Source organism: Lacticaseibacillus casei DSM 20011 = JCM 1134 = ATCC 393, from assembly GCF_000829055.1.
GTDB lineage: Bacteria > Bacillota > Bacilli > Lactobacillales > Lactobacillaceae > Lacticaseibacillus > Lacticaseibacillus casei.
In genome coordinates this window covers 463696-490471 of record NZ_AP012544.1, presented here as the reverse complement: position 1 = coordinate 490471, position 26776 = coordinate 463696, and the positions used below count along the sequence as shown (strand labels likewise).

General features: G+C 48.1%; 22 protein-coding genes and 1 pseudogene. 5 read left to right on the top strand and 18 right to left on the bottom strand.

Annotation, left to right across the window (positions count from 1 at the left end):
* Nucleotides 1-4: 4 nt before the first annotated feature.
* From agaD to LBCZ_RS02310, 9 genes are all read right to left on the bottom strand, one after another.
* A complete protein-coding gene (gene agaD, locus LBCZ_RS02350; protein WP_080769577.1) occupies nt 5-826 on the bottom strand; it encodes a PTS galactosamine transporter subunit IID in 822 nt (273 codons plus the stop codon).
* The gene (gene agaC / locus LBCZ_RS02345; protein WP_039639554.1) at nt 813-1619 is read right to left on the bottom strand and encodes a PTS galactosamine transporter subunit IIC; all 807 of its coding nucleotides are present in this window, start codon (nt 1617-1619) and stop codon (nt 813-815) included. Before agaC ends, agaD begins: the two co-directional genes overlap by 14 nt.
* A 30-nt stretch (nt 1620-1649) precedes the next feature.
* A complete protein-coding gene (gene agaB / locus LBCZ_RS02340) occupies nt 1650-2144 on the bottom strand; it encodes a PTS galactosamine transporter subunit IIB (RefSeq protein WP_025013201.1) in 495 nt (164 codons plus the stop codon).
* Between the two features lie 654 nt (nt 2145-2798).
* Nucleotides 2799-3809 (bottom strand): aldose epimerase family protein, encoded by a 1011-nt coding sequence (locus tag LBCZ_RS02335; RefSeq protein WP_025013200.1) that lies wholly within the window; start codon nt 3807-3809, stop codon nt 2799-2801.
* A 175-nt stretch (nt 3810-3984) separates the two neighbouring features.
* Complete coding sequence (locus tag LBCZ_RS02330; RefSeq protein ID WP_041084707.1) at nt 3985-5166, bottom strand: RNA-guided endonuclease InsQ/TnpB family protein; 1182 nt, start codon at nt 5164-5166, stop codon at nt 3985-3987.
* Between the two features lie 270 nt (nt 5167-5436).
* Complete coding sequence (locus LBCZ_RS02325) at nt 5437-6432, bottom strand: LacI family DNA-binding transcriptional regulator (protein ID WP_025012745.1); 996 nt, start codon at nt 6430-6432, stop codon at nt 5437-5439.
* 42 nt (nt 6433-6474) lie between these two features.
* Nucleotides 6475-7932, bottom strand: a complete 1458-nt coding sequence (locus LBCZ_RS02320) for a UDP-glucose--hexose-1-phosphate uridylyltransferase (protein WP_025012746.1) — start codon at nt 7930-7932, stop codon at nt 6475-6477.
* Entirely contained in the window at nt 7929-8924 is a 996-nt protein-coding gene (gene galE, locus LBCZ_RS02315; RefSeq protein WP_025012747.1) for a UDP-glucose 4-epimerase GalE, read from the bottom strand. Before galE ends, LBCZ_RS02320 begins: the two co-directional genes overlap by 4 nt.
* Nucleotides 8925-8989: 65 nt before the next feature.
* Nucleotides 8990-10156, bottom strand: a complete 1167-nt coding sequence (locus LBCZ_RS02310; RefSeq protein ID WP_025012748.1) for a galactokinase — start codon at nt 10154-10156, stop codon at nt 8990-8992.
* 355 nt (nt 10157-10511) lie between these two features.
* Between LBCZ_RS02310 and LBCZ_RS02305 the strand changes: the two genes are divergently transcribed.
* From LBCZ_RS02305 to LBCZ_RS02290, 4 genes are all read left to right on the top strand, one after another.
* Entirely contained in the window at nt 10512-11231 is a 720-nt protein-coding gene (locus LBCZ_RS02305; protein ID WP_025012749.1) for a glycosyltransferase family 2 protein, read from the top strand.
* A gap of 228 nt (nt 11232-11459) precedes the next feature.
* Nucleotides 11460-12977: a glycerol kinase GlpK gene (glpK, locus tag LBCZ_RS02300; protein WP_025012750.1), complete on the top strand. Its 1518-nt coding sequence runs from the start codon at nt 11460-11462 to the stop codon at nt 12975-12977.
* Between the two features lie 49 nt (nt 12978-13026).
* Nucleotides 13027-14880, top strand: a complete 1854-nt coding sequence (gene glpO, locus LBCZ_RS02295) for a type 1 glycerol-3-phosphate oxidase (RefSeq protein ID WP_039639559.1) — start codon at nt 13027-13029, stop codon at nt 14878-14880.
* A gap of 14 nt (nt 14881-14894) precedes the next feature.
* The gene (locus tag LBCZ_RS02290; protein ID WP_025012751.1) at nt 14895-15602 is read left to right on the top strand and encodes an MIP/aquaporin family protein; all 708 of its coding nucleotides are present in this window, start codon (nt 14895-14897) and stop codon (nt 15600-15602) included.
* Nucleotides 15603-15768: 166 nt separating this feature from the next.
* On the opposite strand, the gene celB is transcribed toward LBCZ_RS02290, so the two are convergent.
* The 8 genes from celB to LBCZ_RS02250 all read right to left on the bottom strand — a co-directional run bounded on the left by celB (nt 15769) and on the right by LBCZ_RS02250 (nt 24683).
* Complete coding sequence (gene celB, locus LBCZ_RS02285; RefSeq protein ID WP_025012752.1) at nt 15769-17130, bottom strand: PTS cellobiose transporter subunit IIC; 1362 nt, start codon at nt 17128-17130, stop codon at nt 15769-15771.
* Nucleotides 17131-17268: 138 nt separating this feature from the next.
* On the bottom strand, nt 17269-17793 hold the full coding sequence (locus LBCZ_RS02280) for a hypothetical protein (protein WP_025012753.1): 525 nt from the start codon (nt 17791-17793) through the stop codon (nt 17269-17271).
* Nucleotides 17768-18127, bottom strand: a complete 360-nt coding sequence (locus LBCZ_RS02275; protein ID WP_025012754.1) for a PTS cellobiose transporter subunit IIA — start codon at nt 18125-18127, stop codon at nt 17768-17770. The genes LBCZ_RS02280 and LBCZ_RS02275 overlap by 26 nt, the downstream gene beginning before the upstream one ends.
* Before the next feature lie 6 nt (nt 18128-18133).
* Complete coding sequence (locus LBCZ_RS02270; protein WP_039639561.1) at nt 18134-20122, bottom strand: BglG family transcription antiterminator; 1989 nt, start codon at nt 20120-20122, stop codon at nt 18134-18136.
* Between the two features lie 83 nt (nt 20123-20205).
* Nucleotides 20206-20520 (bottom strand): PTS cellobiose transporter subunit IIB, encoded by a 315-nt coding sequence (locus tag LBCZ_RS02265; RefSeq protein WP_010493446.1) that lies wholly within the window; start codon nt 20518-20520, stop codon nt 20206-20208.
* Nucleotides 20521-20578: 58 nt separating this feature from the next.
* The gene (locus LBCZ_RS02260) at nt 20579-22012 is read right to left on the bottom strand and encodes a 6-phospho-beta-glucosidase (RefSeq protein WP_039639563.1); all 1434 of its coding nucleotides are present in this window, start codon (nt 22010-22012) and stop codon (nt 20579-20581) included.
* Nucleotides 22013-22428: 416 nt separating this feature from the next.
* The gene (locus LBCZ_RS02255) at nt 22429-23010 is read right to left on the bottom strand and encodes a uracil-DNA glycosylase family protein (protein WP_039639565.1); all 582 of its coding nucleotides are present in this window, start codon (nt 23008-23010) and stop codon (nt 22429-22431) included.
* Entirely contained in the window at nt 23007-24683 is a 1677-nt protein-coding gene (locus LBCZ_RS02250; RefSeq protein ID WP_025012755.1) for a MutS-related protein, read from the bottom strand. The genes LBCZ_RS02255 and LBCZ_RS02250 overlap by 4 nt, the downstream gene beginning before the upstream one ends.
* A 188-nt stretch (nt 24684-24871) precedes the next feature.
* On the opposite strand from LBCZ_RS02250, the pseudogene LBCZ_RS16670 reads away from it, so the two are divergent.
* A pseudogene (locus LBCZ_RS16670) lies at nt 24872-25103 on the top strand (hypothetical protein).
* On the opposite strand, the gene LBCZ_RS02245 reads toward LBCZ_RS16670, so the two are convergent.
* Nucleotides 25076-26719: an ABC-F family ATP-binding cassette domain-containing protein gene (locus tag LBCZ_RS02245; RefSeq protein ID WP_025012756.1), complete on the bottom strand. Its 1644-nt coding sequence runs from the start codon at nt 26717-26719 to the stop codon at nt 25076-25078. The pseudogene LBCZ_RS16670 and the gene LBCZ_RS02245 sit on opposite strands and share 28 nt — an antisense overlap.
* Nucleotides 26720-26776 lie beyond the last annotated feature (57 nt).

Sequence of the window (26776 nt, the reverse complement as noted above, 5' to 3'; positions counted from 1 at the left end):
ACAGCTACATCCAACCGATGGCCGCCATAACAATGGCAAGTGCAAAGGTTACGACAATTAACCAAATTGGGTTAACATTCTTCTTCAACAGCCAGTACAGCAAGAAGACAAAGGCAAATGGCAGAATGTTCGGGAAGATTTTATCCAGCAACTGCTTTTGCAAGTTGATAACCGTATTCCCGGCACCAATTTTAATGGTGAGTGACATCTTGACATAACTGGCGATCAAACCACCGATAACGGTCAAGCCCAAGATAGAAGCAACGTGTGAAATGATTCGAGAGTTTTCCTGAATGACATCAATCGCTCGCGTACCAAGGTTATAACCCAAGTGTGCCAATGGAATACGAGACCAGAATAGGAACAGGTAAACCAGGAAGAACAGAATTGGTCCAAAAACGTTCCCGTTCTTCGCGATTGAGGCAGAAATACCACCGACAATCGGCATAATGGTGAACCAGAAGATCGCATCACCAATGCCGGCCATAGGACCGAACAATGCGTTCTTTAAACCTTTAATGGTTGTCCGATCAACATGGCCTTCTTCCATCGTCAGTAGCAATCCCATCAGGATAGGATACAGTGGCGGTGAACTGTTGATGAATTCCATGTTATCGGTCATAACGGCTTTAAGGCCCTTAGGATCATCTTTATAGATCTTTTGCCAGTATGGCAGCTGCGCCCAAGTCCAACCTGGTGAATGCATTCGTTCATATGAGAAGGATGCCTGAACTAAGTTAGACCGAATCCCAAGCATGGAGATTTCATGATTGGTAAACAAGCTTTTCTTTTGTGTCTTATCATTCTTGTCATCAGATGCCATCATTCATGCCTCCTCCTTGAGATTGATTTTGAACTTCCTTAACTTGCTTCTCTAACTTGATCTGATCACGGCTGCGATAGAACTCGATCAGTGCAAATACTGCGCCAACCAAAGCAACTGGCAGAACATTTGAGAATGGGATCATTGAAGCCATAACGAATCCCAAAAGCAGATATGCAAAGTATTGACCTTTTAACATAACCTTCAACAACATTGCAAACCCAACAGCTGGTAAAATACCGCCAGCTAATTCAAAACCATGTGTTAACCAGTGAGGCATTGAAGTAACAAGTGCCTTCATTGGGCCCTGTGCTGCATATGCACTCAGGAAAGCCATGATCCCGAAGGACAATGTAACGATCGTGAGCGGAATGAAATTCAGACGTTTAAACGCCCCTGCATTTCCTTCTGCGGCATATTGATCGAATTTCGGCAAAAACAGTGAAAAGCTGGAGTAGAAGAACAGCAGAATATATTGCATTAACATCGCGAACGGTAATGAAAGACCAATTGCCGTTGCTGGAGCTGTTTTGTTAGTTGCCGCAATAACCACCGTCATAATCCCGCAAAGAACCGTGTTCGGCGGTTGTGTCCCGCCGGCAGGAGTCAATCCGGCAAAAGCTAGTTCAGTTAACCCGCCAGCAATGACTCCGAGCTGTAAATCGCCCAGAATAAGGCCAGTGACTGTGCAGACAATAATCGGGCGGAAAATGAAGAACGCCTGTAGCCAGCAGTCAAGACCTGATATCATTGCCCAAAGCGCGATTAACACCCCTTGAGTTAAGGTAACATCCATGAACCTGACACCTCCAATTTAATCTATTGACTATTTGACATTCTTTAACAAGTCAGCAGTAATTGGTGTCTTCTTATCACCCGGATAGTCCTGAATGAAAATATTGACGCCAGCGTTCACAATTGCTAACAGATCCTCTTTGTCTTGTTCATCGACATAGACTTTCTTAGTAATCTCTGTCTTGCCCTGAGCAAAATGCATGTTACCAACATTGACTTCTTTGATTGGCACACCGTTCTCAACTAACTTACGAGCATCAGCTGGGGTCTTAATGACGATAAAGATGTGCTGACGATCAGCGGCTTTACCAATAATGTCGATAGTATGTTGCACCGTGAAGAAACGAATACCTGCACCTGACGAATCAGCTGTCGTTGCCATTAATTTCTGCTGAAGCGGATCATTAGCAGCCTGATCGTTAGCAACCAGAATCAAGTTTGCATTAACGGCGCGTGTCCATGTAACCCCAACCTGGCCGTGAACCAAACGGTTGTCAATTCGTGTAAAAACAATATTTGCAGCCATCACTTTTCACCTCCTTAAAAAAATATTATTCGCAGCGTGAACAGAAACTGACGGTGTGTTTTTGCTCTGCGTCATGCTATTTGTAAACCTGATCCTCCTCACAAAGTAAACCTGGATAGGCCTTTTATAGCGCTTTCAAAAACTAGATCAAAAACCAGTCTGACTGAGCGGCATTACAAAATCGATCGGGCATTTTTTAAATGAACAACATCTGGGGAAATGCCAATTTTGAATGAAAAAGTTACGTCGGCCACCGCTTAATCATTTGTCAGCCACTTGTTAACTATTGTTTGTTCCTGTTCACTTTTAATTATAAACAAGCGTTTTCAGTAGTCAAGAAAATCCTCAAAAAGGTTGGCAAATTATTGAATAAATTTTATCGAGAGTTTAACCCCTCGTTGTGCAAGTACTTAGACAATCTATAAAACTTTGCAAATTAATGACGTAGATTATTTACGGCAGAATTTTCCCTAACAAAAAAGAACAAATTAAAACAAATAGACCTCAATTTAATTGGCAACCATTGATTTCGCTTTTTGTCATCTATGATGCATAACCTGATGCCATTAACACCTAAGCACAAGAAAAAAGCCTTCCTAATCAAGGAAAGCTTCCTCCTGTGCAAATAACCCACTAGTTAAAAACCACTATGTCTTATTCAAACGTCCAAGTATTCGCCAACGTAAATGGCTCCCCCGGCAACAACGTAATCGCCGAGAGGTCATCCCCGCTAACCGGCGCAAACTGGCATTCAAGGGCCACACCGTCGAATTGTTTGATGTTGTGAGGAATACCCGTACCATCGAAGTGATTGGCGGTGTAAACAACTATGCTTGGCGCGGTTGTGACTAAAGTCATGGTGTGCTTGGCTGTTTGAAGCTTGGCCGCCAGTGTTTTGCCGTTTTTCAAAAGAAATGGATGGTTGATACCGCGTTCAGATGTGATTTGATCGGCGCGGGTGTGGATGACATCGCCGAGTTTTTGGCCTTGCCGAAAATCGAACACGGTGCCGGATACCGGCTGCCAGCCTTGATATGGCAGGTGTTCGGCGTCTAATGGCTTGTAGTCATCAGCTGGAATCGTCAACGTCGTGTCATCAATCGTGGCTGGTTGATCCAACGCGAAGTAAGTATGGTTAGTCGGATTGAAGAGCGTTTCCGTGTCACTTAGCGCATCGACCCGATACTTTAAGGCATTCGTGTTGGTTAGCGTGTAAGTGACTTGCAACTTGAGATTGCCGGGATAGCCGTTGTGACCGTCCGGATCGACAAACGTGAAGCTGGCGCTGGCGGTCGTTGCCGTTTTTTCGATGCGAAAATTGTAAACTTGCCGATCGAGGCCGTCATCCCCGCCATGAATATGGTTGTTGCCTTCATTCATGGGCAAGTCGACTTTGACATCGCCATGTTGCCAAACGTGACCGCGGATCCGGCCGACAATGCGGCCAACCGTCCCTCCTAGAAAATTACGCTCTTTTGAGTAATCCTCACGACTTGGCAGCGAAAGAATCATATTGTGCAACCCGTCAGCTTCCGGCAGCAGCACTTTTTCCAAAGTAGCGCCGTAGTTCAACAGTTTGACTACCATTCCCTGATCATTGGTCAAGGTTAGTTCATACAAGTCGTGTCCTTGGTACTGACCGTATTGTTCAACTGAAACGTCCATCATACCCTGCTATATAAAACGTGGAAGAATGTCTCTTTGACACCAATAAAGGTTTTACATATTTCCTTTCTTGATTGACAATCCTACATTTCATTTAGTCCCGTCAACAACGGTATTCCCACACTGAAATAAATCAGCCCGACAGTGACCGTCTCCTGAACTTTAAGGGTATAGCCTACCCCGTAACCTTCGATTTCGCATAAGCAGTTAGATTTTCAACCGCATTTTCGTCTCGCCGCAGCTTCACCCCGCACCGGTAACAATGATAGTCATCGTGACCGGTACGATGTTTCAAGTTGCCTCTCAGCGTGATGCGTTCATCAGCGGTTTTCACATAACCACATCGTGAACAACGCTGGGTGCTGGGGTAAAAACGATCCGCCAGCACCAACGTATTGCCATACCAGTCAGCCTTGTACTGCATGATCACTTTGAACTTACCAAACAATGATCGATGCAGGTTCTTCGCGAGACGTTTATTCATGCGCATATGGCGATTATCCAGATCCTCAATCCCAATTAAATCATAATCAGTGATAAGCCTCGTCGTAAACTTTTGCAGCAAATCCGTTTGAATCCGTTCAACTCGTTGGTACTGACGCTTCAACTTGGTTCTCATTGTGCGATAAGCCGCGGAGTTAAAATGCTTGGGATTTACTTTCCGTTTGCGGGCTAATTGGCGCTGATAATGAGCAATGCGGGTGTAAAGCAATGGCAGACGGTCAGGCAAGGTGGGTTGAGTCGCATAGCCAGTTGACGTTTGATAGTCAAACTTGCCAATGTTGGCATCAACCCCAGTGACAGTTAGAACCGGCCGCTTTTCAACAGAAGTCTGAACCTCAATTGAAAAGGAAGCATAGTAACCGTCAGCGTCTTGAACGATACAAACTTGTTTCAGTTCGCCCTGCCAACGCGGTTGCTCGGCCAGTTTGATGTCATACCAGACACCAGCACCATGAGGTTTATCTAAACGTAACTTGCCAGTCACAAGTTGCGCGCGATCCGTCTTGAAAGTTTTGCGAGATCGTTTCTTAGATTTCCAGTTGGGCTTATCGTGATCTGGCATCTTCGGATTGAAGTAGTTCTTCCAAGCCTTATCTAGATCTTTAACGGCGAGCTGTAAAACTCGGGCTGACTGTTCGTACTGCCAGTCGGTTTTGTTCCAAACCAGTTCGTCCCGTACTTTACGTTCATTAGGTCGCAGTGTTTTGTCCACCATCACCAGAGATGCGTCGTACATGGCATTCCAAGTTTCGAGGGCCTGATTCCAGCAAAACCGGCGATAGTTAAACAATCGTTCCAGTTCACGCCGCATGGTTGCGTTGGGATAGAGTTTAATCTTATGCGTTTTAATCAAAAGTTGTCACCTCCTCTCAATTAGTTGGTTAAACGCCACTTGAGAGAAAGCTCAGAGTAAGCGTTCAAGCCAATGCTAGCTGCGGAACTTTGGTAAGAACCATCATACATTACCGATTCAGGCTCTTGTCAATACATTTCGCAGATTAGCTTGGTTTGAACACACGAACAGCTTCCACTTAATTATTCTGTCCATGTTGTACCGCTTGATTCCATACTATTCGACATATTTGAGTGCTGTTAACACCCTCCTTAATCAGTGATGCAGACGCTACAAACTGCTAGCCCGCATCACCAGCTCACTCTTAAAATTGACTTGGCGCGGCACCCGCTTGGCATCACTCAGCCTTGCCTGCAGTAACTCAACGGCAGTCTGTCCCATTTGATCCGTGGCCGCATGAACCGTGGACAGTGGCGGGGTCGTGAACTTGGCGACCGCCACATCGTTAAAGCTGATGACAGACACCCGTTGCGGCACTGCTAAGCCAGCCTCGTTCAACGCCCGCAACGCGCCGACCGCCATGGTGTCATTGGCGATAATGAAGCCGTGCGGCAATTGATCGCCTAACGTTTCGATCGCCTTTTTCATCAAGCGGTAGCCTGAATCCGGCGTAAATTCGCCGATTAACCGAAACTCAGGGCGTGCGAGTTCGGCGTCCTTCGCCACACGATCAAACGTTACCGTGCGTACATCCTGAAACTGCTCGCGGCCGCTGCGACTCGTCTCAAGTCCGCCGAGAAAGCCAATATCGTCAATGCCGACTTTACGAAAATGCTCAATGATCTCTTTAATCGGCCCGGCGTAATCGGCGGTGACCGAGTCGCAGTCGAACGCTAGCATGTTCTGATCGACAAAGACCACCGGAAAGCCCAATGCTTTCATTTTAGCCACTTCGCCTGCATCATATTTACCTAAAGCAATGATGCCTTGGATGTTGGCAACACTGTCGCTATCCAGCTGTTCAAGGTGAAAATTCTGCAAATGGTAGCCGACACCGGCCGCCTTGGCTTCAATCGCATATTGAATTTGCAGGTAATAAAGATCATTCAGTTCTTCCTGCTCACTGCGCCATTGGACAAGGGCTATCGTTGTCTGAGTGGGCACCCGTTTGCGTCGTCGCGGTTTATACGCTAGTTTCTCAGCGGTTTTCAAAACGCGCTGCCGCGTTTCTGGCGTCACAGCCAGCGTCGCGTCATAATTCAAAATTCGCGAAACCGTAGCGATCGACACCCCCGCCGCCTTCGCAATATCTGTAATCGTGGTCATCGATTCCCTCCGTTTCCCTGACTGTGCTGCCAAAAGGTGCGCTTAAAGTGTGCGGCAGAAGCGGCCAAACGCTTCCTGGCCGATTTCATCGCGTTTGAACACGCCGGCATCTTCCAGCACGCGGGCGAAGACGCGGCCCACGGCTTCTTGCAGCTGGGCCTCTGCATTCTCCGGCGTCCACTGGTATTTGGCCTTGAGCTGGTCCGCCCAGGCTTTGTGCATCGGCTTCATGTCGTTGGCTTCACCCAACAAATATTTTTGCACTTCAGCCAATTCTGTTTTGAGCCGTGCCGGTAAAATGGCACGTCCCATCACTTCAATCAGTCCGATATTTTCCTTTTTAATATGTTGGACATCCTGATGCGGGTGGAAAATACCGTCAGGATACTGCTTACTGGTCTGATTGTCACGCAAAACCAAATCCAACTGGTATTCGGAGCCGACACGACGGGCAATCGGCGTTACGGTGTGGTGCGGCTTACCGTCCACAAACGCCCGTACGTCAACGGATTCATCCGTATACTGATCCCATACCTGCCGAACATGCTCTGCAGCATTCACCAGTTCTTCGCGATCAGCGCTGACCAAGCGAATCACGCTCATCGGCCACTTCACGATACCGGCGAAAACATGTGGATGTCCACTAATCTCGACTTGGGTCTCAATCGGTGCCTTAGCCATCGGAAACGTATGCCGGCCACCTTGATAATGCTCGTGAGCCAGCATCGAACCGCCAACAATTGGCAAGTCAGCGTTGGAGCCGACAAAATACGTCGGGAACATGGCCACAATCGCCAGCAGATTTTCAAACGTGCTCTGATCGATCACCATCGGTTCATGAATGGCATCCAAAAAGATCGCGTGCTCATTGAAATACGCATAAGGCGAGTACTGGAAGCCCCAGGTTTTCCCACCTAACAGGAAGCGGATAATCCGGTGGTTGGTACGTGCGGCAAAATTACTGCGACCCGCATAACCTTCCGTTTGCAGGCACAACGCACATGCCGGATAACCAGACTGAGCATGCGCTGCTGCGGCAATATCTTTCGGATCCTTTTCCGGCTTGGAGAGGTTGACCGTGATTTCCAGATCGCCATACTCGGTTTTGGCCGGAAAGACCAGGTTCTTGGCAATCGCCCGGGTTTGAATGTAATTATTCGCCCGACTTAAAGCAAAGAACCAGTCAGTTGCGACCCGTGGACCCGCCTGATACTTATCCCAGAACATTTGGTTGACGCGACTCGGAGTCGGTGTGGCAAAATCCATCAGCTGCGCTTCAAGAATCTGGCGGGCTGACTGTGAATCCGGAATTTTACCGTTATCCTGGGCAGCTTGAACCATCAAATCCAGATTCTTCAACGGATCCTCATCACCTGGCAGGTCCAGTGCCGCATCCCCGATTAGGTTCAGCAACTTGTTGGTCAGGTACACGGCGTCCATGTGGGTATAATCAGGATTCAGCTTAATAATGGTCTCAATATGATTGGTAATTGCGGTCAATTACGGTCACCAAAGCCTTCCGGATGATTCTCATGCCAGTTCCAGGCAGTCTCGATAATTTTGTCGATGTCGTCATAGTTCGGTTTCCAGCCCAAAATATCGCGGGCCTTGTCTGAACTGGCGATTAAGGTACTTGGGTCGCCTGCACGCCGCGGTGCCATGGTTGCCGGAATCTTCTGTCCGGTTACTTTACGGGCAGCATTCAAAATCTCCAAGTTCGAGAAGCCATGAGCGGAGCCGATATTGAAGGCCGATGACTGATTGCCCGCGTTCAGATACTTCAATGCCAGCACGTGCGCATCAGCCAAATCAACGACATGCACATAATCACGAACATTGGTGCCGTCCTTGGTTGGATAATCATCGCCATAGATTTGCAGACCGGTACGAGTACCTGCCGCAACCTGCAAGATGATTGGAATCAAGTGCGTTTCCGGATGGTGATCTTCACCAATCGAACCATCCGGCATTGCCCCAGCCACATTGAAGTACCGCAGCGCAACAAACTTCAGACCATAAGCAATGTCGGCCCAATGCATGATCTTTTCCATGGCCAGTTTGCTTTCGCCGTATGGGTTGGTTGGCACTTGCGGATCGGTTTCCTTAATCGGCACCTGCTTCGGTTCGCCATAAGTAGCAGCGGTCGATGAGAAGACAATCTTTTTAATGCCAAACTGGTTCATCGCTTCAAGCAGCGTGATCATGCCACCGGTGTTGTTGTCAAAATACTTCAGCGGATCTTTCATGGATTCCGGCACAATCGAAAAGGCCGCAAAGTGCACGATGCCGTCGATCTTTTCCTTGCTGAAGACTTGGCTCAGGAAGTGGTAATCGCGAATGTCGCCTTGATAAAACCGGGCGCGCGGATCAACCGCCTTGCGATGACCGGTAATCAAGTTGTCTAAAACAATAACATCTTCCCCGTCAGCCAATAGTTGCTTAACCGTATGTGAACCGATGTAGCCTGCGCCACCTAAAACTGCAATTGTCATGTTAATATTTTCTCCTTTACTTTTTGCTTCCGCATCCGTCTGCGTTGACTGATATCTTGTCAGCGCTAGTTTAACTGCTTAGCTTCGTCGGCAATGTCTGCCACATAGAAGTGGGCATCATAGCCGATCTTTTTAGTATAAGCCTTGCCAACGTTACTAATAAAGTCCTCAACGTCAGCGCTGTTGACAATCGCAATCGCGCAGCCGCCAAAACCGGCACCGGTCATCCGTGCCCCTAAGACGCCGCGCTGTTTCAAGGCGTTGGTTACCAAAGTATCGAGTTCAACGCCGGTAACTTCATAATCAAAGGCCAAGGAAACCCCAGAGGCGGAAACCAGCTTGCCGAAGGTCGTCAGGTCGCCTTTTTGCAATGCTTGTGCTGCCGTCAGTGTCCGTTGGTTTTCAAAAACCGCATGGCGGGCACGTTTGATCAGAATCGGGTCATAAATGAGGTAGGTATTTTCGTCAAATTCGTCTTCAGTCAGCTGACCTAGACTCTTTACTTTGATGCCTTTTTGCAGCATCGCCAAAGCCTTTTCGCATTCACTGCGGCGTTCGTTGTACTTGGAATCAGCCAATTCGCGACGCTTGTTGGTGTTCATGATGACGATGACGTTATCGCCCATTTCAACCGGCAGATACTCGTATTTCATCGTGTTCGTGTCCAGCAAGGTTGCTTGGTTGGCGCGGCCCATTTCGATGGCAAACTGATCCATGATCCCGGAGTTAACGCCGATATAATCGTTTTCGACTTTCACACCGAACTTAACCAAATCCAACGGGGCGAATCCGCCATCAAAAAGATTGTTCAGAATCGTGCCGACCAGCATTTCCAATGAAGCTGAGCTCGACAAGCCGGCGCCATCCGGCAAATTACCATTAATATAAACGTTCAGGCCGTGGGTATAATTAATCCCCGCCGTCTTCATCACGCGCGCCATACCCTGGAAATAATCCGTCCACAAACCGCGCTTTTCCTGGAAAAGATTCGGGAACGGAATGTCGATAATACCAACCTTCGGGAAGTTAGCTGAATACAACCGGAACGCATTGTCTTCATTCGCACCAACTGCGGCATAAGTACCAAGCGAAATCGCGCAAGGGAAAACGTGCCCGCCATTGTAATCGGTATGTTCGCCGATCAGGTTAATCCGTCCCGGCGCGAAGAACGTATGCTCCGCCTGCTTACCAAATTGCTCCGTAAAACCTTTCGTGACATCTGTACTGTTCACTCTGAATTCCTCCTATATTTAAAACAGATAAGTCAATTTGTTCGCGATTTTTGTAACCGTTTTTATTTTACTAAAAAAGTTGCGCAAATGGAAGCGCTATTGTCAAAATATTTTATTTGGATTGAGGCATATGTCCGTCCCTTGCTGTGTTATCTAGTTGTGTTTTACTAAAATTTTAATATCCCACTGCTGCTTATGCCAAGTTGATCAGCGTGCTTGCGGGCAACCAAGTCGTTTTAATTGACGCCTACCAAAATCTGACGATAATGATCAAAGCAAAGATCCAATATTGCAATGATTCAACCGCTTAGGCGCCGTGAATGATTGCGGTGCCGCCAAAGAGGTTTTGGTTTTTATGACAAATTTGGATTTAACCATCATTGTGCCAACGTACAATCTTGGCCGGTATCTGCCGGCTACCCTTAAAACCATTCAGGAACAAACAATTGATGTGGAACTGTGGCTCATCGATGATGCTTCAACAGATCGGACGGCTCAAACAGCGGCCGATTTTGTGCGCGGCGTGCCAAATTACCATGCTACGGCTTTTGATCGTCATCGTGGTATTGGCACAGCCCGCAACTTTGGGATTGATCATGCCAGTGGTCGGTTTATTGCTTTCGTTGATGGTGACGATTTGATCGCGCCGACTTTTGCCGAGACACTCGTGCGCGGTTTCACCCCAGGCGTCGTTGCGACCGCGGTTGGTTACGATTGGTGGCATCGCAGCCGCGGCGGTCCTGATCGCTTCCGCTTATTGTCCCAGGCCGAAATGTTTGAACAGGTTTCCCATCACGGAACGGAAATCGGCGGGTATATCTGGAACAAAGCCTTTTCCCACACCGCTTTGGACGCCGGCAACATTCGCTACAAAGAGCAGTTTCGGATTGCTGAAGACTATGACTTCACCGCCGAATATGTTGCCCATACCCGCGGCAAGTATGCTTACAATCCAACGGTTCTGTACAAAAAAATCAACCGGCCGAACAGCACCATGCACAACTTCTCTTGGGACGACCGGCGACAGGAAGACAAGATTTTTGATCACATTTATCAACTCAAACAACTCATCTAATCAGCCCTACCTAACCCGGCCGCCATGCCGGGTTTTCTGTTTAGTCGGGGCGCAGTTTCACCGAAAAACAAGCAATCTATATTCTCAATAGCGAATATAGGTCTTATGGTTAAAATAACTTATGATTTATATAAGCATAATACTTGCATTCGTCCCGGCGATCGGGTATAACTATTACCGGAAACGTTTTCATTGTGTGCAATTATATTTCACTGGAGGTAGCTAATCGTGACAAACGAACAACAATATATTTTAGCGATTGATGAAGGAACGACCAGCACCCGGACCATCATCATCGACCATAATGGGCAAAAAGTGGCGGATGCACAACGCGAGTTTCCGCAGTATTTTCCGCATCCCGGTTGGGTAGAGCATAACGCTAACGAAATCTGGAACGCTGCCCTATCAACGATCGCCACGGCTTTCATTGAATCACATATTCAGCCGCGGCAAATCGTCGGAATCGGCATCACGAATCAGCGGGAAACCACGGTTGTCTGGGATAAGCAAACGGGCTTACCGATTTATAACGCCATTGTCTGGCAATCACGGCAAACCAGCGAGATTGCTGATCAGCTCAAAGCCGATGGATACGACGATCTTATTCACGATGCTACAGGCCTGCTGATTGATTCTTACTTCTCAGCAACCAAAATTCGCTGGATTCTGGATCACGTTCCGGGTGCCCAGGAACGTGCGGAAAAAGGTGAACTGCTTTTTGGAACGATCGACACCTGGCTTTCCTGGAAGCTGTCCGGTGGTGCTATTCACGTGACGGATTACACCAACGCCTCCCGAACCATGCTATTTAACATTCATAAGTTAGATTGGGACGACGAGATTCTGCACATTCTAAACATTCCTAAGCAAATGTTGCCGGAAGTCCGCAGTAACTCGGAAATTTATGGCGATGCCGCTGCTTATCACTTCTTCGGCAGCACGGTTCCGATCGCCGGCATGGTCGGGGATCAGCAAGCCGCTTTGTTCGGTCAGTTGGCGATTCAACCAGGTATGGTCAAGAACACTTACGGAACCGGTGCCTTCATTGTCATGAACACCGGCGACAAACCAACCCTTTCCAATCACAACCTGCTGACCACTATTGGCTATGGTCTTGATGGCAAAGTCACTTACGCACTTGAAGGCTCGGTCTTCGTTGCCGGAAGTGCCATTCAATGGCTGCGCGACGCGATGAAAATGATTGAACGCTCAAGTGATTCGGAAGCCGCCGCTTTGGCATCAAAAAGTCAAAATGAAGTCTATGTGGTTCCTGCCTTCACCGGCTTAGGGGCTCCTTACTGGGATTCCGATGCCCGCGGTGCCATTTTTGGTATTACCCGCGGCACGACCCGCGAAGATTTTATTAAGGCAACTTTGCAATCGCTTGCATATCAATCCCGCGATGTTGTCGACACAATGAACGCCGATACCGGTATGCCGATTCCGGCACTGCGCGTTGATGGCGGGGCTGCCAATAATGATTACCTGATGCAATTCCAGGCCGATATTCTAGGGATTCCGATCGAACGGGCCGCTAACCTTGAAACCACCGCGATGGGCGCTGCTTTCTTTGCCGGCTTAGCCACAGGTTTCTGGAACAACACCGATGAACTGCAAAGCATTGTCAAGGTCGGCAAGCGGTTCGAACCACAAATGGACGCCGTCGACCGTGATTATCTGTACGAAGGCTGGAAGCAAGCCGTTGCCGCCACCCAGATGTACAAGCATACGGACAAACACAACTAATTCTTTTTAAAAATATCATTCAATCATTATTCAAAAGGAGCTTATTAAAATGGCATTTTCAAGTGAAACCCGCAAACAAACGATTGAACAATTAAAGCAAAACGAACTGGATCTTCTGGTTGTCGGTGGCGGCATTACCGGTGCTGGGGTTGCGATTCAGGCGGCCGCAAGTGGCATCAAGACCGGCTTGATCGAAATGCAGGACTTTGCTGAAGGAACTAGCTCACGTTCGACCAAACTGGTCCATGGCGGCATTCGTTACCTCAAGACGTTTGATGTTGGTGTGGTTGCCGATACTGTCAAGGAACGCGCGGTTGTTCAAGGCATTGCCCCACACATTCCACGGCCATTCCCGATGTTACTGCCGATTTTCCAAGAACCTGGCAGCACTTTCGACATGTTCAGCATCAAAATCGCAATGGATCTTTATGATCGACTGGCAAACGTTGAAGGCTCGCAATACGCCAACTACACCGTTACGAAAGATGAAATTCTACAGCGTGAACCGCAGCTGGAAAAAGATGGCCTGCAAGGCGGTGGCGTTTACCTCGACTTCGTAAACAATGATGCTCGCCTGGTTATCGAAAACATCAAAGAAGCGGCTGAACTCGGTGGGCTCATGGCTAGCCGCGTGAAGGCGATCGGCGTCTTGCACAATGATGCTGGCCAAGTCATCGGTTTGCGTGTTAAGGATCTTTTGGATGACAGCGAATTCGATATTCATGCCAAACTCGTGATCAACACCACCGGGCCATGGTCCGACAAGTTTAAAGCGCTCGATAAGAACGAAAATCAGGCCCCAACCCTGCGCCCAACTAAAGGGGTTCATTTGGTTGTCGATGGTTCCCGTCTGCCGGTACCGCAACCGACCTACATGGATACCGGTTTGAATGACGGCCGGATGTTCTTCGTGGTACCACGTGAAGGCAAGACTTATTTTGGCACGACCGATACCGATTATACCGGCGACTTCAAGCATCCACGCGTAGAACAAGCCGATGTGGATTATCTGCTGAAAGTGATCAACAAGCGCTTCCCGGAAAGCCACATTACAATTGACGACATCGAAGCCAGCTGGGCCGGTCTGCGTCCACTGATTGCCAATAACGGCAGCTCCGATTATAACGGCGGTGGCGCCAATACCGGTAAAGTTTCCGATGATTCGTTCGAAGCCTTGGTCAAAGTCGTTAACGATTACGAAGACAACCAGGCAACCCGCTCCGATGTTGAGCACGCCATTTCCAAACTAGAAACCGCCCATGCCGAAGCGTCCTTGAGCCCATCCCAGATTTCCCGCGGCAGTTCGCTTCACCAAGCCGATGACGGCATGATCACGCTGTCCGGTGGAAAAATTACCGACTACCGGAAAATGGCGGCTGGCGCCCTCGCCTTGATTCGTCGTGTCTTGGCTGAAAAATTTGCGACCGAAACCCGCACCGTTGATTCTAAAAAGCTTCAAGTCTCCGGCGGTCATTTTGATCCGACCAACGTTGACGATACGATTGCTTTCTACACCCGGATTGGAATTGACGCCGGAATGCCGGAAAAAGACGCAGCCGACCTTGCCAATCGCTACGGCTCCAACATCAGTCGCGTGGTCACGTATGCTGACGGCCAGCCGGCACCGGGTCTGAGTCTCAAGGAAACCATGAGTCTGCGCTATTCAATCAATGAAGAAATGACGCTGACGCCGGTTGATTACCTGTTGCGCCGGACCAATGCCATTCTTTTCCATGCCGAAACGCTGGCTGACTTGAAACAGCCGGTGGTAGACGAAATGGCCCGCATCTTGGGTTGGGACGAAGCCACAAAGGCACAACAGTTGGCTGATTTGGAACAAGCGATCAGTGAGAGTCGGTTGGATGACTTGAAGAAGGCGCCGGCTTCGGCTCCTCAAGCCTAGAAAGGGGCACGCATATGTGGACACAAGCATTAGGTGAATTCATTGGTACCTTCGTTTTAATCCTCCTCGGCGATGGTGTCGTCGCAGGCGTGTCACTGAACAAATCCAAAGCTAATGGTGCTGGCTGGGTTGCCATTACCTTAGGGTGGGGATTGGCCGTGACCATGGGCGTTTATACCGCAGCTTTCTTAGGACCGGCACACCTTAACCCCGCAGTCACCGTAGCATTTGCTGCGATTGGCAAATTCCCCTGGGCATGGGTCATGCCATTTATCATCGCCCAGTTACTGGGTGCGTTGCTCGGAGCAGCTGCTGTCTGGTTGCATTACTACCCGCACTGGGCAGCCACCAAGGATCCCGCAGCAACCTTAGGCGTCTTTGCTACCGGTCCGGCCATTCGCAGTTACGCGGCCAACTTCATTTCCGAGTTCATTGGAACTGCCGTCTTGATTTTCGGACTGTTAGCCTTCACCAAAGGCAAATGGACAGATGGTCTGAATCCAATCGGCGTCGGCATCCTGATCACCGCGATTGGCTTATCACTTGGCGGCACCACCGGTTATGCCATTAACCCGGCCCGAGACCTTGGCCCGCGGTTGGCGCACGCCATTTTACCAATTGCCAACAAAGGCGACTCCGACTGGCCATATGCCTGGGTACCGGTTTTAGGCCCACTGGCAGGCGGCGTGGCTGGCGCGCTGATCTTTGCAGCTTTGCCATAATCTATCACTTGATTTGAACCACAAAAACCGACATCGCGATTGATGTCGGTTTTTTGTATACGTTTGAATCATCTAAAAAGCATGCTCCTAATAAGCTGAAACTGTTCCAGCATCTTGCGAACAGCTTCCTTTTGGCTATACAACGATAGTCATGCGATTGAGAGTGCTATGCTTCAGCCTCTTTTCCAGCAGCAACCTGCTTTTCGTCATTGACCAATTTAGCATCGTACAGTTTAATAAACGGAAACCAAATGAGAAATGCCACGATGCCGCACAAGATGGCTACAATCACCGCTCGTATATCAACGGTACTGATCAATGCGCCGAAGCCAATTGGTGATGGCCATGGTGCCTGTGTGATGATCGGATTGATTAATCGGAAATAAAAGGCGGCGTAGGCCAATGAAGCACTTGCCATCGGTGCCAAGAAAAATGGAATCGCCAGATATGGATTATAAACAATTGGCAAGCCGAAAATCAGCGGTTCGTTGATGTTGAAAAATGCTGGTGCCAAAGACGCTCTCCCCAAAACCTTCAGCTGTTCCGAGCGTGCAGCAAAGGCAATGAAAAGGCAAAGGCCGAGTGTGGCACCGGAGCCACCCATAATGGCAAATGAGTTGTTGAATTCCCCGGCAAACGGAATATGTGCACCTTTTGCATTAGCGGCCATATTCGTCAATAAAATTGGAGTGATAAAGGCACTGATAATGTTTGCACCATGAATACCGACAATCCACAGGGCATGGATCAAGAATTCGATGATGATGACGCCGATCCATGTACTCGTCAGATTGGTGACAAAACTAAACGGAATTGAAATCATTTTGAAAATATCCGTCCCCAACAAGACAAGCGAACCATTGATGACCATCACAACAAGGGCAATGACAGCGGTTGGAATCAAAGCAGTGAAAGAACGGGAAACACCTTCAGGGACAGCTTCCGGCATTCTAATCGTCCAATTATGCTTGACACAAAACTTGTATAAATAGACAGCCACAATCGCCATAATAATTGCTGTGAAAATGCCTGAAGTTCCCAAACGATCGATCGTTGCCGTCATTCGAAACCCATTGATCACTTTCTCTTTTGAAGTAATAGAGTTGAGTAGAATGATCTTTCCGCCCTTGACAACCAGTTCAGGTAAACACATGAAAAAGGCAAAAAGTGACAAGAACGCACCATTTAGTGGTGCAACTTTTAGCTTATCCTCTGTTTGAATGATTCTGGTCAGCTCATAGCCGATCGCCAGTGCAAAGTACATTGCTAAGATGCCCATGGTCGCTGTGTTGATAACCATATAAAGATCACTGAACTTCATAAAGGTGGCATTCCAAAAACCGGCTGTCACCGGCCAAACTAAGGGAATAACATTAAGAACCAATACCATTGAGCCGACAATTGTGAAAGGAATACTTGCCATGCCGGCTGCCATGACCGCACGTACAATCCGATACTGGGCAACCTTCGACATGGGTTTAAGTAAGGTCTTCGTCATAAAGTTGAAAAAGCGCCCGTTATTTTCCATTACTGATTCCTCCTCGTTTATGAGCGAGCCAACGCGGTGACACTTGCGGTGGCATCAAGAATGACACCTAATGGTCCTAAATCTCATGACCGACATTTAACCATCTTGTGTTGAAAAGCTTCTGCGCCGCAAAGTTTGTTACTTGTGAAGTGTTGCTTGATAAGCCTTCAAGCGACCATAAAATCGATCCTTGTCCTGTTTAATCAAATTCAGTCGCCGTAAAGACCAGCCGCCAAGGCCAATACCGACCATCAAAATCAAAAGAACAACACCGCGATTGTTATTCGTATCGCGAATGAAGGGGTATAACGCATTAAATAGTGGCGTCACGATCAAAATACTGAGGCCAATGTTCACCCCTGTTTGGCACCAGAAATAAAGCGTGGTATATGGCAAGTAATGCGTAGGGGTTCCAAAGAGTTTAATTTGTTCATAAATCACCGGAATTGCAAGCATCATCAACCCCACTGGCAGCCACTTGCTCCAAAGATTGTTAGCAATAATTGCCCACCAAAGATTAGCAAAGAAGAACACAGCGGTTAGATAGCGAATACCCAAAAATCGATTGAACCGCATACTTTGCAAACTAAGTGCTTGGCGATTTTTATCAATAGTCGTTGTTTGTGTTTGTACGTTCTCACTTGCCTTTATCTTCCGGTTCATTGTTTTTCAACTCCCCTGCAGCAGCCTGATTACGATAAAGATGCTCCATTTCCAACGCAACTTCGCGTAATGTCATCGTGGTCATCAAGTGATCCTGGGCATGAACTAAAATGATCTCCATCTCGATCTTTGTGCCACCGGCATATTTCTTTAAGAGATCGCTTTGTGATTGGTGTGCTAGTAATAATTCGTCATTTGAAGCCTTCAATCGTTCATCGGCTTTGTCAAAATCGCCAACACGCATAGCCGCGAACGCCTCATGAATCATGGTTCGTGAATTACCGCTATGCAAAATAATTTCAAATGCAATTAATTGAATATCATCTGAATTCATCGGCACTTATTCCTCCTCCATCATTTGTAAAAAGCGGTGACGAAAACTTTTGAAATCTGAGGCTGCCACTAATGACGCTTGCCAATCCGCATGGTCAGTCAACGCAACAATTGTCTGGGTGATTGAGGTCAGCCCTCGATTCCCCAAATAAGAAGGTGACAGAAGAAACACGAGCTGGACAGCTGGGAAGCTTTCGGACCATTTTAATCCCGCAGGAATGATGCCAATGGCAATTTGGGTAAATTGGCCGATTGGCATCGCCGGATGAGGAACAACGATTTTTTGACTAAATGTAATGCTGCTCATCTGTTCGCGTTGATGTACTTGAGCTTTTAACTCGTCTGCAAAATTAGCCGGCTCAAGAAGCGCTACTTGGGCGCAGAGTCGATTTAAAACAGTTTCTCGATTAACTGGCTCTGTCCACCGTACAAATCGACTAGAATCTGTAAATTGATCAAAAATGCTTTTATCGACAGCAGCAATAGCCTCGACTTTTGAAGTTGCTTTCCCATGTGGGCGATTATGCGTCTCCAAAAATTGACGAATCGCCCGGACATCCATTTCACCCAAGAAGACACTGACCTGGATGACTGGGACACGCAGCACCTGGGTCGATAAATCAATCGCTGAAATGATCAGATCAACGTCAGCCAAACTTTCGTCATCGACTTCGTAATAACCTTTGACCCCGACAATATTCAGCGTCTCGCCAAACTCCTTTTGCACGCGATTGTTAAGTAACTCCGCACTGCCATAACCGGTGGCACAGATAATCAAGGTCCGTAGTTTATGAGCATTATGATACTTTTCGACTGCTGCCATGAGATGCATTGCCATATAGGCCGTTTCGTCATCGTTAATCGTGTACGCAGACAATATTTTTGACATTCCTAGAAAGCGCTTGGTGTCAGCAAAATATTGCGGACAGTGGGTCTTGATTTCTTTTAACAATGGATTTTTTAGCTGAATGCCTTGCTGCAGCCGTACTAACATCGGCTTGATGTGTTCGGCCAGACTTTTTCTTAATGAATAATCCGTGCTCACCGGATAACCTGTCTCGGCTTCGATTCGCCTGAGTACTTGATCCATGTCCTTCCAAAGAGCCTGGTCGTTCGAGTCTTGCGGGCTTCCCTTTGCCATCGCAACAAGCTGAATCGCTAAATAGGCAACTTCACTTTCCGAAAACTGCAACCCGGTACTTCTGGCGATCCGTTCCATGATCCGCTCAGCCACCGCATAATGCCGTTGATGTTCTGGCGCTTGTTCAACCTTTACAGGAGGCAAACTGTTTCCTTTTCGGACCCGCTCGATGCTGAGTGCCAGGTACAAGACAATATTTTGAATGATAAAATCCGACAAACGCAGACTAGCTTCCCGACATTCATCAATCACGACGATCGTCAGCTGTTCAAAACTGACATCGGCAAAGAAAGACTTATTTTCCATAAACCGTTGAAAGTTATTCTGGCCATGGCTAAAGAAATAATCCAGAATGAAATGCCGGCGATTGCGTTCCGTTCCGACAACATAAAAGCCCTTGTTCGCCCTACTCTCAAGATGCAGCGCATAAGGCTCCAACTTTTCACGAACAGAAATCAAGTCTTTTGAAAGCGTCGAGCGACTGACGAATAGCCGTTCAGCGAGATCATCCATGAGTAAGGCCTCGTCTTCGATTAGCAGCTTATTGAGAATATAATTCTGGCGATCAATCGACTCGGAGGCCGTCACAGTATCATTGACTTTTGGACTTAACACCTTATGCTGATTTAAAAACAGATCAAACGCGACCGGGTGGAGAATATGTAAGCGATAACCGAAACTCGGCTTCGCTTCAAGACTCGCACCATATTTCTCAATCATGGCTTTTAAACTTTTAACATAGCTTCGGACCGTCCTAGGCGTCATCAAAAGTGTGTTTGCCAAGTCTTTACTCGTGACATATTGATCCTGATTCTCAACGAGATAAAGCAATAACTCGCGCTCTTTCTGTTTCATACTGACGCCTCCTCAATCCAGTCTTTGCTTCGCGGCTTTTTACATAAGCGTGTTGTCATTGCCGACCTGAAGAAAAGATAACTTCAGAGATTTTTTTCAACCAACTTTGCCATTTTCTCGATCCCCATTGGAATTGGAATGTAAGCATCAAATGGAATGCTGACAACTGGTTTTCCTACCTCTTTGCCAACTTTCTGGAAGTTATCCAGATACATGTTGGTCTGTGGTGAAATCAGGAAAAGATCGAAGTCGCCGTTGCGGATTTCATCTTCACCTTCAGTTGCTGTGACAGCATCTAACTGAATGTCTTTGCTGTGTGCCTTAAAGTAATCTGTGGTTTTCTTTGCCATCATGGATGACGACATTCCTGCTGCACAGATGATCAATGCTTTTTTCACGATACAGTCTTCCTTCCCTACTTGACGGCCAGCGATCACACTGTCGACCGCCATTACCTTAATTCAGATTCTCACCGTTTGACGCAATGACCTGTTTGTACCAGAAAAATGAATCTTTACGGCTACGAGCAAGCGTTCCTTCGCCTTGGTTATCCTTATCAACGTAAATGAAGCCATAACGTTTGTCCATTTCGCCGGTTCCGGCAGAAACTAGGTCAATCGGGCCCCACGGTAAGTAACCTATCAAATCGACACCATCTTCAGCCACTGCCAGTTTCATTTGTTCAATATGTGCGCGTAAATAATTGATGCGATATGAATCGTGAATCTGACCATTCGCTTCAACTTTGTCATACGCGCCGAAGCCATTCTCAACAATGAACAACGGTTTGCGATACCGATCTGTCAGCCAATTCAGCGCGTGACGCAACCCGCGCGGATCAATTTGCCAACCCCAATCACTAGCCTTCAGGTAATTATTTTTGACCACTTGCTTTAAATCGAGATCGTCAAAGGATCTAGCAGAGTCCTTTTTAACAGCGTGCGACATGTAATAACTAAGCCCAATATAATCGACTGTGCCATTTTTCAGAATCTGGCGGTCTTCAGCACTGATCTCAGGCGTAATGCCTTTGCGCTCCCAATACTTGAGCAACGTTGCCGGATAGTCACCATGCACGTGTACGTCAGCAAAGTAGTAATTGTGCTCCATCGCCTTTTGCGCCAACAACACGTCTTCAGGATTCATGCTGTAAGGATAAATCGGACCCATCGCGATCATGCAGCCGATTTGCATCGTTGGATTGATCGCGTGACCGATTTGAACGGCCTCTGCACTGGCAACCAATTCATTGTGGGCCGCCTGATACATGATAGCCTCCCGATCATCACCAGGTTGATAACGTAAACCCGAGTTGGTGAATGGTGCAAAATCATCGACAAAATTTGCCTGATTGTTAATTTCGTTAAATGTTATCCAGTACTTAACCTTGTTCTTATACCGTTCGAAACAGGTAGTAGCAAATCGAACAAAAAATTCAATTAACTTGCGATTTCTAAACCCGCCATATTCAGTTACAAGGTGGTACGGTAATTCAAAATGTGACAAGGTAACAACCGGTTCAATGCCGTTCTTCAATAGTTCGTCAAAGAGATCATCGTAAAACTTTAAACCTGCTTCGTTTGGCTGAGTCTCGTCTCCATTTGGATAAATCCGCGTCCACGCAATCGAGGTTCGAAAACTGTTGAAGCCCATTTCCTTAAACAAAGCAATATCTTCCTTGTAGCGATGATAAAAATCGATCCCATCATGGTTCGGATAGTATTCTCCCGGAACCACGCCGTCCGTGATTGTCCGCGCTTTTTTCGGACCACCCACCGTCATAACATCGGCAACACTGACCCCTTTGCCGTCTTCTTGCCAAGCACCTTCCAGCTGATGGGCAGCAACTGCACCGCCCCATAAAAAGTTTTTAGGCAACCCTGTTGTCATGTTTGATCCTCCTCCTTACATGAACCAGCATAATATGTAACCGGTTTCACGACCATATCGGCTTTTTCCGCATTGATGAGGAAAAAGCCGATTGAAAATGAAACTGCCGTATTATTAAACGATTCTTCTGCCCCACATCTGTGAATGAAGCGTGTTACGGCCACTAAGAATCGGCCCTAGGCATTTAGCTATGTTCCTCAATGGCGAAAAATAATATTAGGCAACTAGTCTGACCACATTATAATCTTGTTTTTGGCACTAAAAAACGGCTTCCTAGAAGGGAGCCGCCAACCGTTCGAACGATCTTGTCAACATTGCGGGTGACTAAGCCGCGGTGATCTTCAAATGGCACTTATACTTTACTCTAAAAACACATTATCATTTTCGGTACTTGCTGTCATTTTTTGAGTTCCGAATCACTTCATCAACCGCGCCACCCGCTCCTGCAGCGCCGGCACGACCTCATCCATGAACCACGGATTGCGATTCACCCAGCCGTAATTCAACGGCGAAGGATGGACGATGGGAAAGTGGGTCGGCAGATATGCCCGGAAGTTTTTGACGGTCGCCGTCAGCGTCTTTTCCCGGCGTTTGCCTAGGTAGTACTTCTGCGCATAGGCACCGATCACAATGGTCAATTGGATGTGTGGCATCAGTGCCAACAACGGGGGATGCCACTTAGCCGCAAAGTCTTTACGTGGCGGTAAATCCCCTGACTTGCCTTTTCCTGGATAATAAAAGTCCAGCGGCAGAACGGCGATTTTGCCGCTGTGATAAAATTGGTCGTTCGTCACGCCCATCCAAGTGCGCAAACGATCACCGCTTGGATCATTCCAATAAGTTTTCGTGGTTTGCGCTTTCCGTCCTGGCGCCTGACTCGCAATCAGAATGGTTGCGTCTGGCTCGATGTGGTAAAGCGGATCCCATCCCTGCGCAGTGAAGTCTGCGTTGGCCGGATCACGCCGAACTGCTTCAAAAATTTGATTGGCTATTGTCACGCCTGAATGCCTCCTTGTCGATATCTCGGCCATGCTTTGGTCCGTTCAAAATCAGCCGCAAGCGTCCGCGCGTCTTTGATCAACGTCTCCGGATACGCCATTGTGGCCAATAAGGTGATCGCATTATGCGAGGTTGCCGGGCCTTGATGCAGCAGGTAATCGAAGACAACGCCATCTTTTTTGGTTACCTTTTCCTGAAAATGCCAATTGACGCATTGTTCGCCCATGATATCGGTCAGCTCGTTATCATGCGTCGCGACCACCACCAAACTGGGATAGTGGCTCAACCAGTTGATCACACTGGCCGATGCGGCAATCCGCTCGACCGTGTTGGTGCCCTTCAGAATTTCGTCAGTGAAGCCGTAAATTCGCTTGTTGGTGGCAACCGCATTTAAAAGCCGATGAATCGCCTTGATTTCAGCCACAAAATAGCTGTCGCCTTCACTTAAATCATCCCGAATCGCCATGGCCGTAATCACCAAACCCGGTTGGATCGAGAAGTCCTTCGCCAAAACTGTATTGATCGTTTGCGCCAGAATCGCGTTGACGGCGATGCTTTTGACATACGTTGATTTACCAGACGCGTTGGCACCGGTAATCAAGGCGTTCTTCTGCCAATCAACCGGATTAGCCACCGGATGCTTGAGCAACGGGTGGACCAGCTCCTTCGCCGTCAGCCCGCCATCCGCAAAAACAGGTTGGCTGCTGCTAGCGTGCGCCTCGCGAAAATTAGCAATTGCAATCGCCAACTCCAAGTCACCTAACGCCTGCCACAAAGTTAACGCCTCGGCATGCCGATTGTGCAAATGCGTCAGCACGTTGTTATAGGCAATAAACCCCAGCATAAACATACTACTAAAATATTCGGTCATCATATCGGCACTGCTGTTATCACGCGTGCGGAAAACAAAGGCAAGCCGCGTGATTCCGCGCATCGGCTTCAACGCGGTGCGCAAAGCAGCCTGCGTTGGTTGGGTAATTTTAACGAGATGCTCGGCCGTCACAATCGTGCGCACCAGATACTCCATCGCCATCACTTCGGCGTCCAGTGCCTCTCTTTTCAAAACGTAATAAAAAAGATTCACCATGAGGCTCAACGTCGCCAGTGCCACCCCAATTGCTGGCAACAACGGAATCAGGAGCAAGCCCACAACCGGCAGCCCGCCTAAAACCTTAAAGCGCCAAGCATGAGGCAGGGCCGCTTGTGTCGTGGTGCGGAGATAATGCTGACTATTATTCGCCGCTTCCGTGCCCAAACCGGCAAACGCAAGCTGAACTTTAAGCCGCTCCTCGGCGTGCGTCCGAAAAAAGTCAATCAACGTTTCGTTAACATCAGGCTTGCCCAAGTCGTAAGCCCGCAACTGGGCATACACCCGCTCCGCACCAACGCTGTTCTGCGTGGCGTTAAGCTGTTTGAACACCTCAAACATGTCCAAATCCCGCCACGTCAAATCATCAATGAGACAGTCATGCTCAACCTGCGCCTCGTGATCAAGATACGCCGCCTTCAAATAACGCTCGCTACCACCACGCTTAACCGGCAACGTCCCCCAGTCAGCAAGCAGCTGCTGCTTCAACTTCGCCTGACGCCGCCACGCCAACAGCAGATTAAGCACAACGACGGCAACAGCAAAGCCGCCAACACCAAGCAAGATTATCACGGGTTGGGTCATATCGATCATCCCTTCTTATGCACCAGGTCACGGGTCTATGCCGGTCATTATCACACAAATCTAATGATATTATCCCTCGTGCAAAGATAAAAGACAAAAAAATAGACGAATCAACTTCCGCTAATATTTGCGGAGGGTTAATTCGTCTGTTCCTAAAGAATATTTTGTTGTGTTCCTAAAAAGCAACAGTGCCAAGGCGGAGCAATCGGAGGCCAGATGGGGCTCAGCAGTGGAAACAACACAGCGACCGATTTTGTCGCTGATGTTGTTAGGCGACTTTGAGACAGCGGTTTTCTGGCTCAAAGCGCCGTCTCCGCTCTAGCTTCGCGTCGCCACACCATCTGGCCGGAGATTGCGGAGTTTGGCACGACACGGAACTCATTGCCTAAACCTTATGCCTGCCGCAACGACTCCGGATAAATAGCTTCCACTTGCTTCTGCGCCGTCTCATGCTGCATAAACTCGTCATAACTCGTGTCAGCCCGATCAACAACACCCAATGGCCCGACTTCGATAATATGATCCGCAATGGTCTGGATGAACTGGTGATCATGACTAGTGAAAATCACGGAACCTTTAAAATCAATCAACGCATCATTCAGGCTAGTAATACTTTCCAAATCAAGATGGTTGGTCGGATCGTCCAAGATCAACACATTGGCTTTACTCAGCATCATCTTCGCCAGATACGACCGCACCTTTTCGCCACCAGACAAGACATTCAACTGCTTAAGCACCTCATCACCGGAGAAAAGCATTCGCCCGAGGAACCCGCGCAAGAACGTATTATCCTGCTCATCTTGCGGCGCAAATTGGCGCAACCAATCCAGAATATTAAGGTCAGCGTGATCAAATTCAGGATTTAAATCCTTAGGCATCGCCGCACGGCTGGTTGTGACACCCCAGGTAATCGTGCCGCTATCCGGCTCCATCTCACCTGCCAGCAACTGCATCAGCACCGTTGCCGTCACATCGCTGCGGCTGATAATGCCGGTTTTATCACCCGGCCGCAAAATGAAACTGACATCTTTCAGTACCTGCTGGCCGTCAATCGTCTTGGAAACATTCTCCACCCGCAACAAGTCGTTCCCGATCGCCCGCTCAGGTTCAAACTTGATATACGGGTACTTACGGGAGCTCGGCCGAATATCGTCCAAGGTAATCTTTTCAAGCTGCTTCTTACGCGAAGTAGCCTGCTTCGACTTGGATGCATTGGCCGAAAAGCGGGCAACGAATTCCTGCAGTTGCTTGATTTGTTCTTCTTTTTTGGCATTAGCCTGACTCTGCAGCTGCAACGCCAGCTCGGAACTCTGCTTCCAAAAGTCATAGTTGCCGACGTAAAGTTCGATCTTGCCAAAATCAACATCGCACATCATGGTACAAACCGCATTCAGAAAATGCCGGTCATGTGAAACGACCAACACGGTATGCTCATAGTCCGCCAAAAAGTCTTCCAGCCAGCTAATTGCTTGGGGATCAAGACCGTTAGTCGGCTCGTCCAGCAACAAGACGTCCGGCTTACCGAACAGCGCTTGCGCCAAAAGCACCTTGACCTTCTCCCCTTCAGGCAGATCGGCCATGAGTTTCTGGTGTTCGCTTTCCCGAATACCCAGCGACTGCAACAATTGCGACGCGTCGCTTTCCGCGTTCCAGCCGTCCATTTCCGCGAACTCGCCTTCAAGTTCGGCAGCCTTGTTCCCGTCTGCTTCACTGAAGTCCGCTTTAGCGTAAAGCGCGTCTTTTTCCGTCATCACTTGGTACAGGCGTTCCCAACCCTGTAAAACAGTGTTCATAACAGTCTGATCATCGAACGCAAAGTGATCCTGTTTCAGGCTGCTCATGCGTTCATTAGGTGATAGACTGACAGATCCGGTCGTCGGCGTCAGCTCGCCTTCAAGAATTTTGAGAAAAGTCGATTTTCCCGCCCCGTTGGCACCAATAATGCCATAACAATTACCGGGCGTGAATTTCAGGTTAACGTCTTCGTACAGCTTCCGGTCCGAGAACGTCATCGAAACATTGTTTACTGTGAGCAATTTCATACCTCGCTTAAAAGATTTCTACATATATTATCAGATTATCGCGGGTTTCAC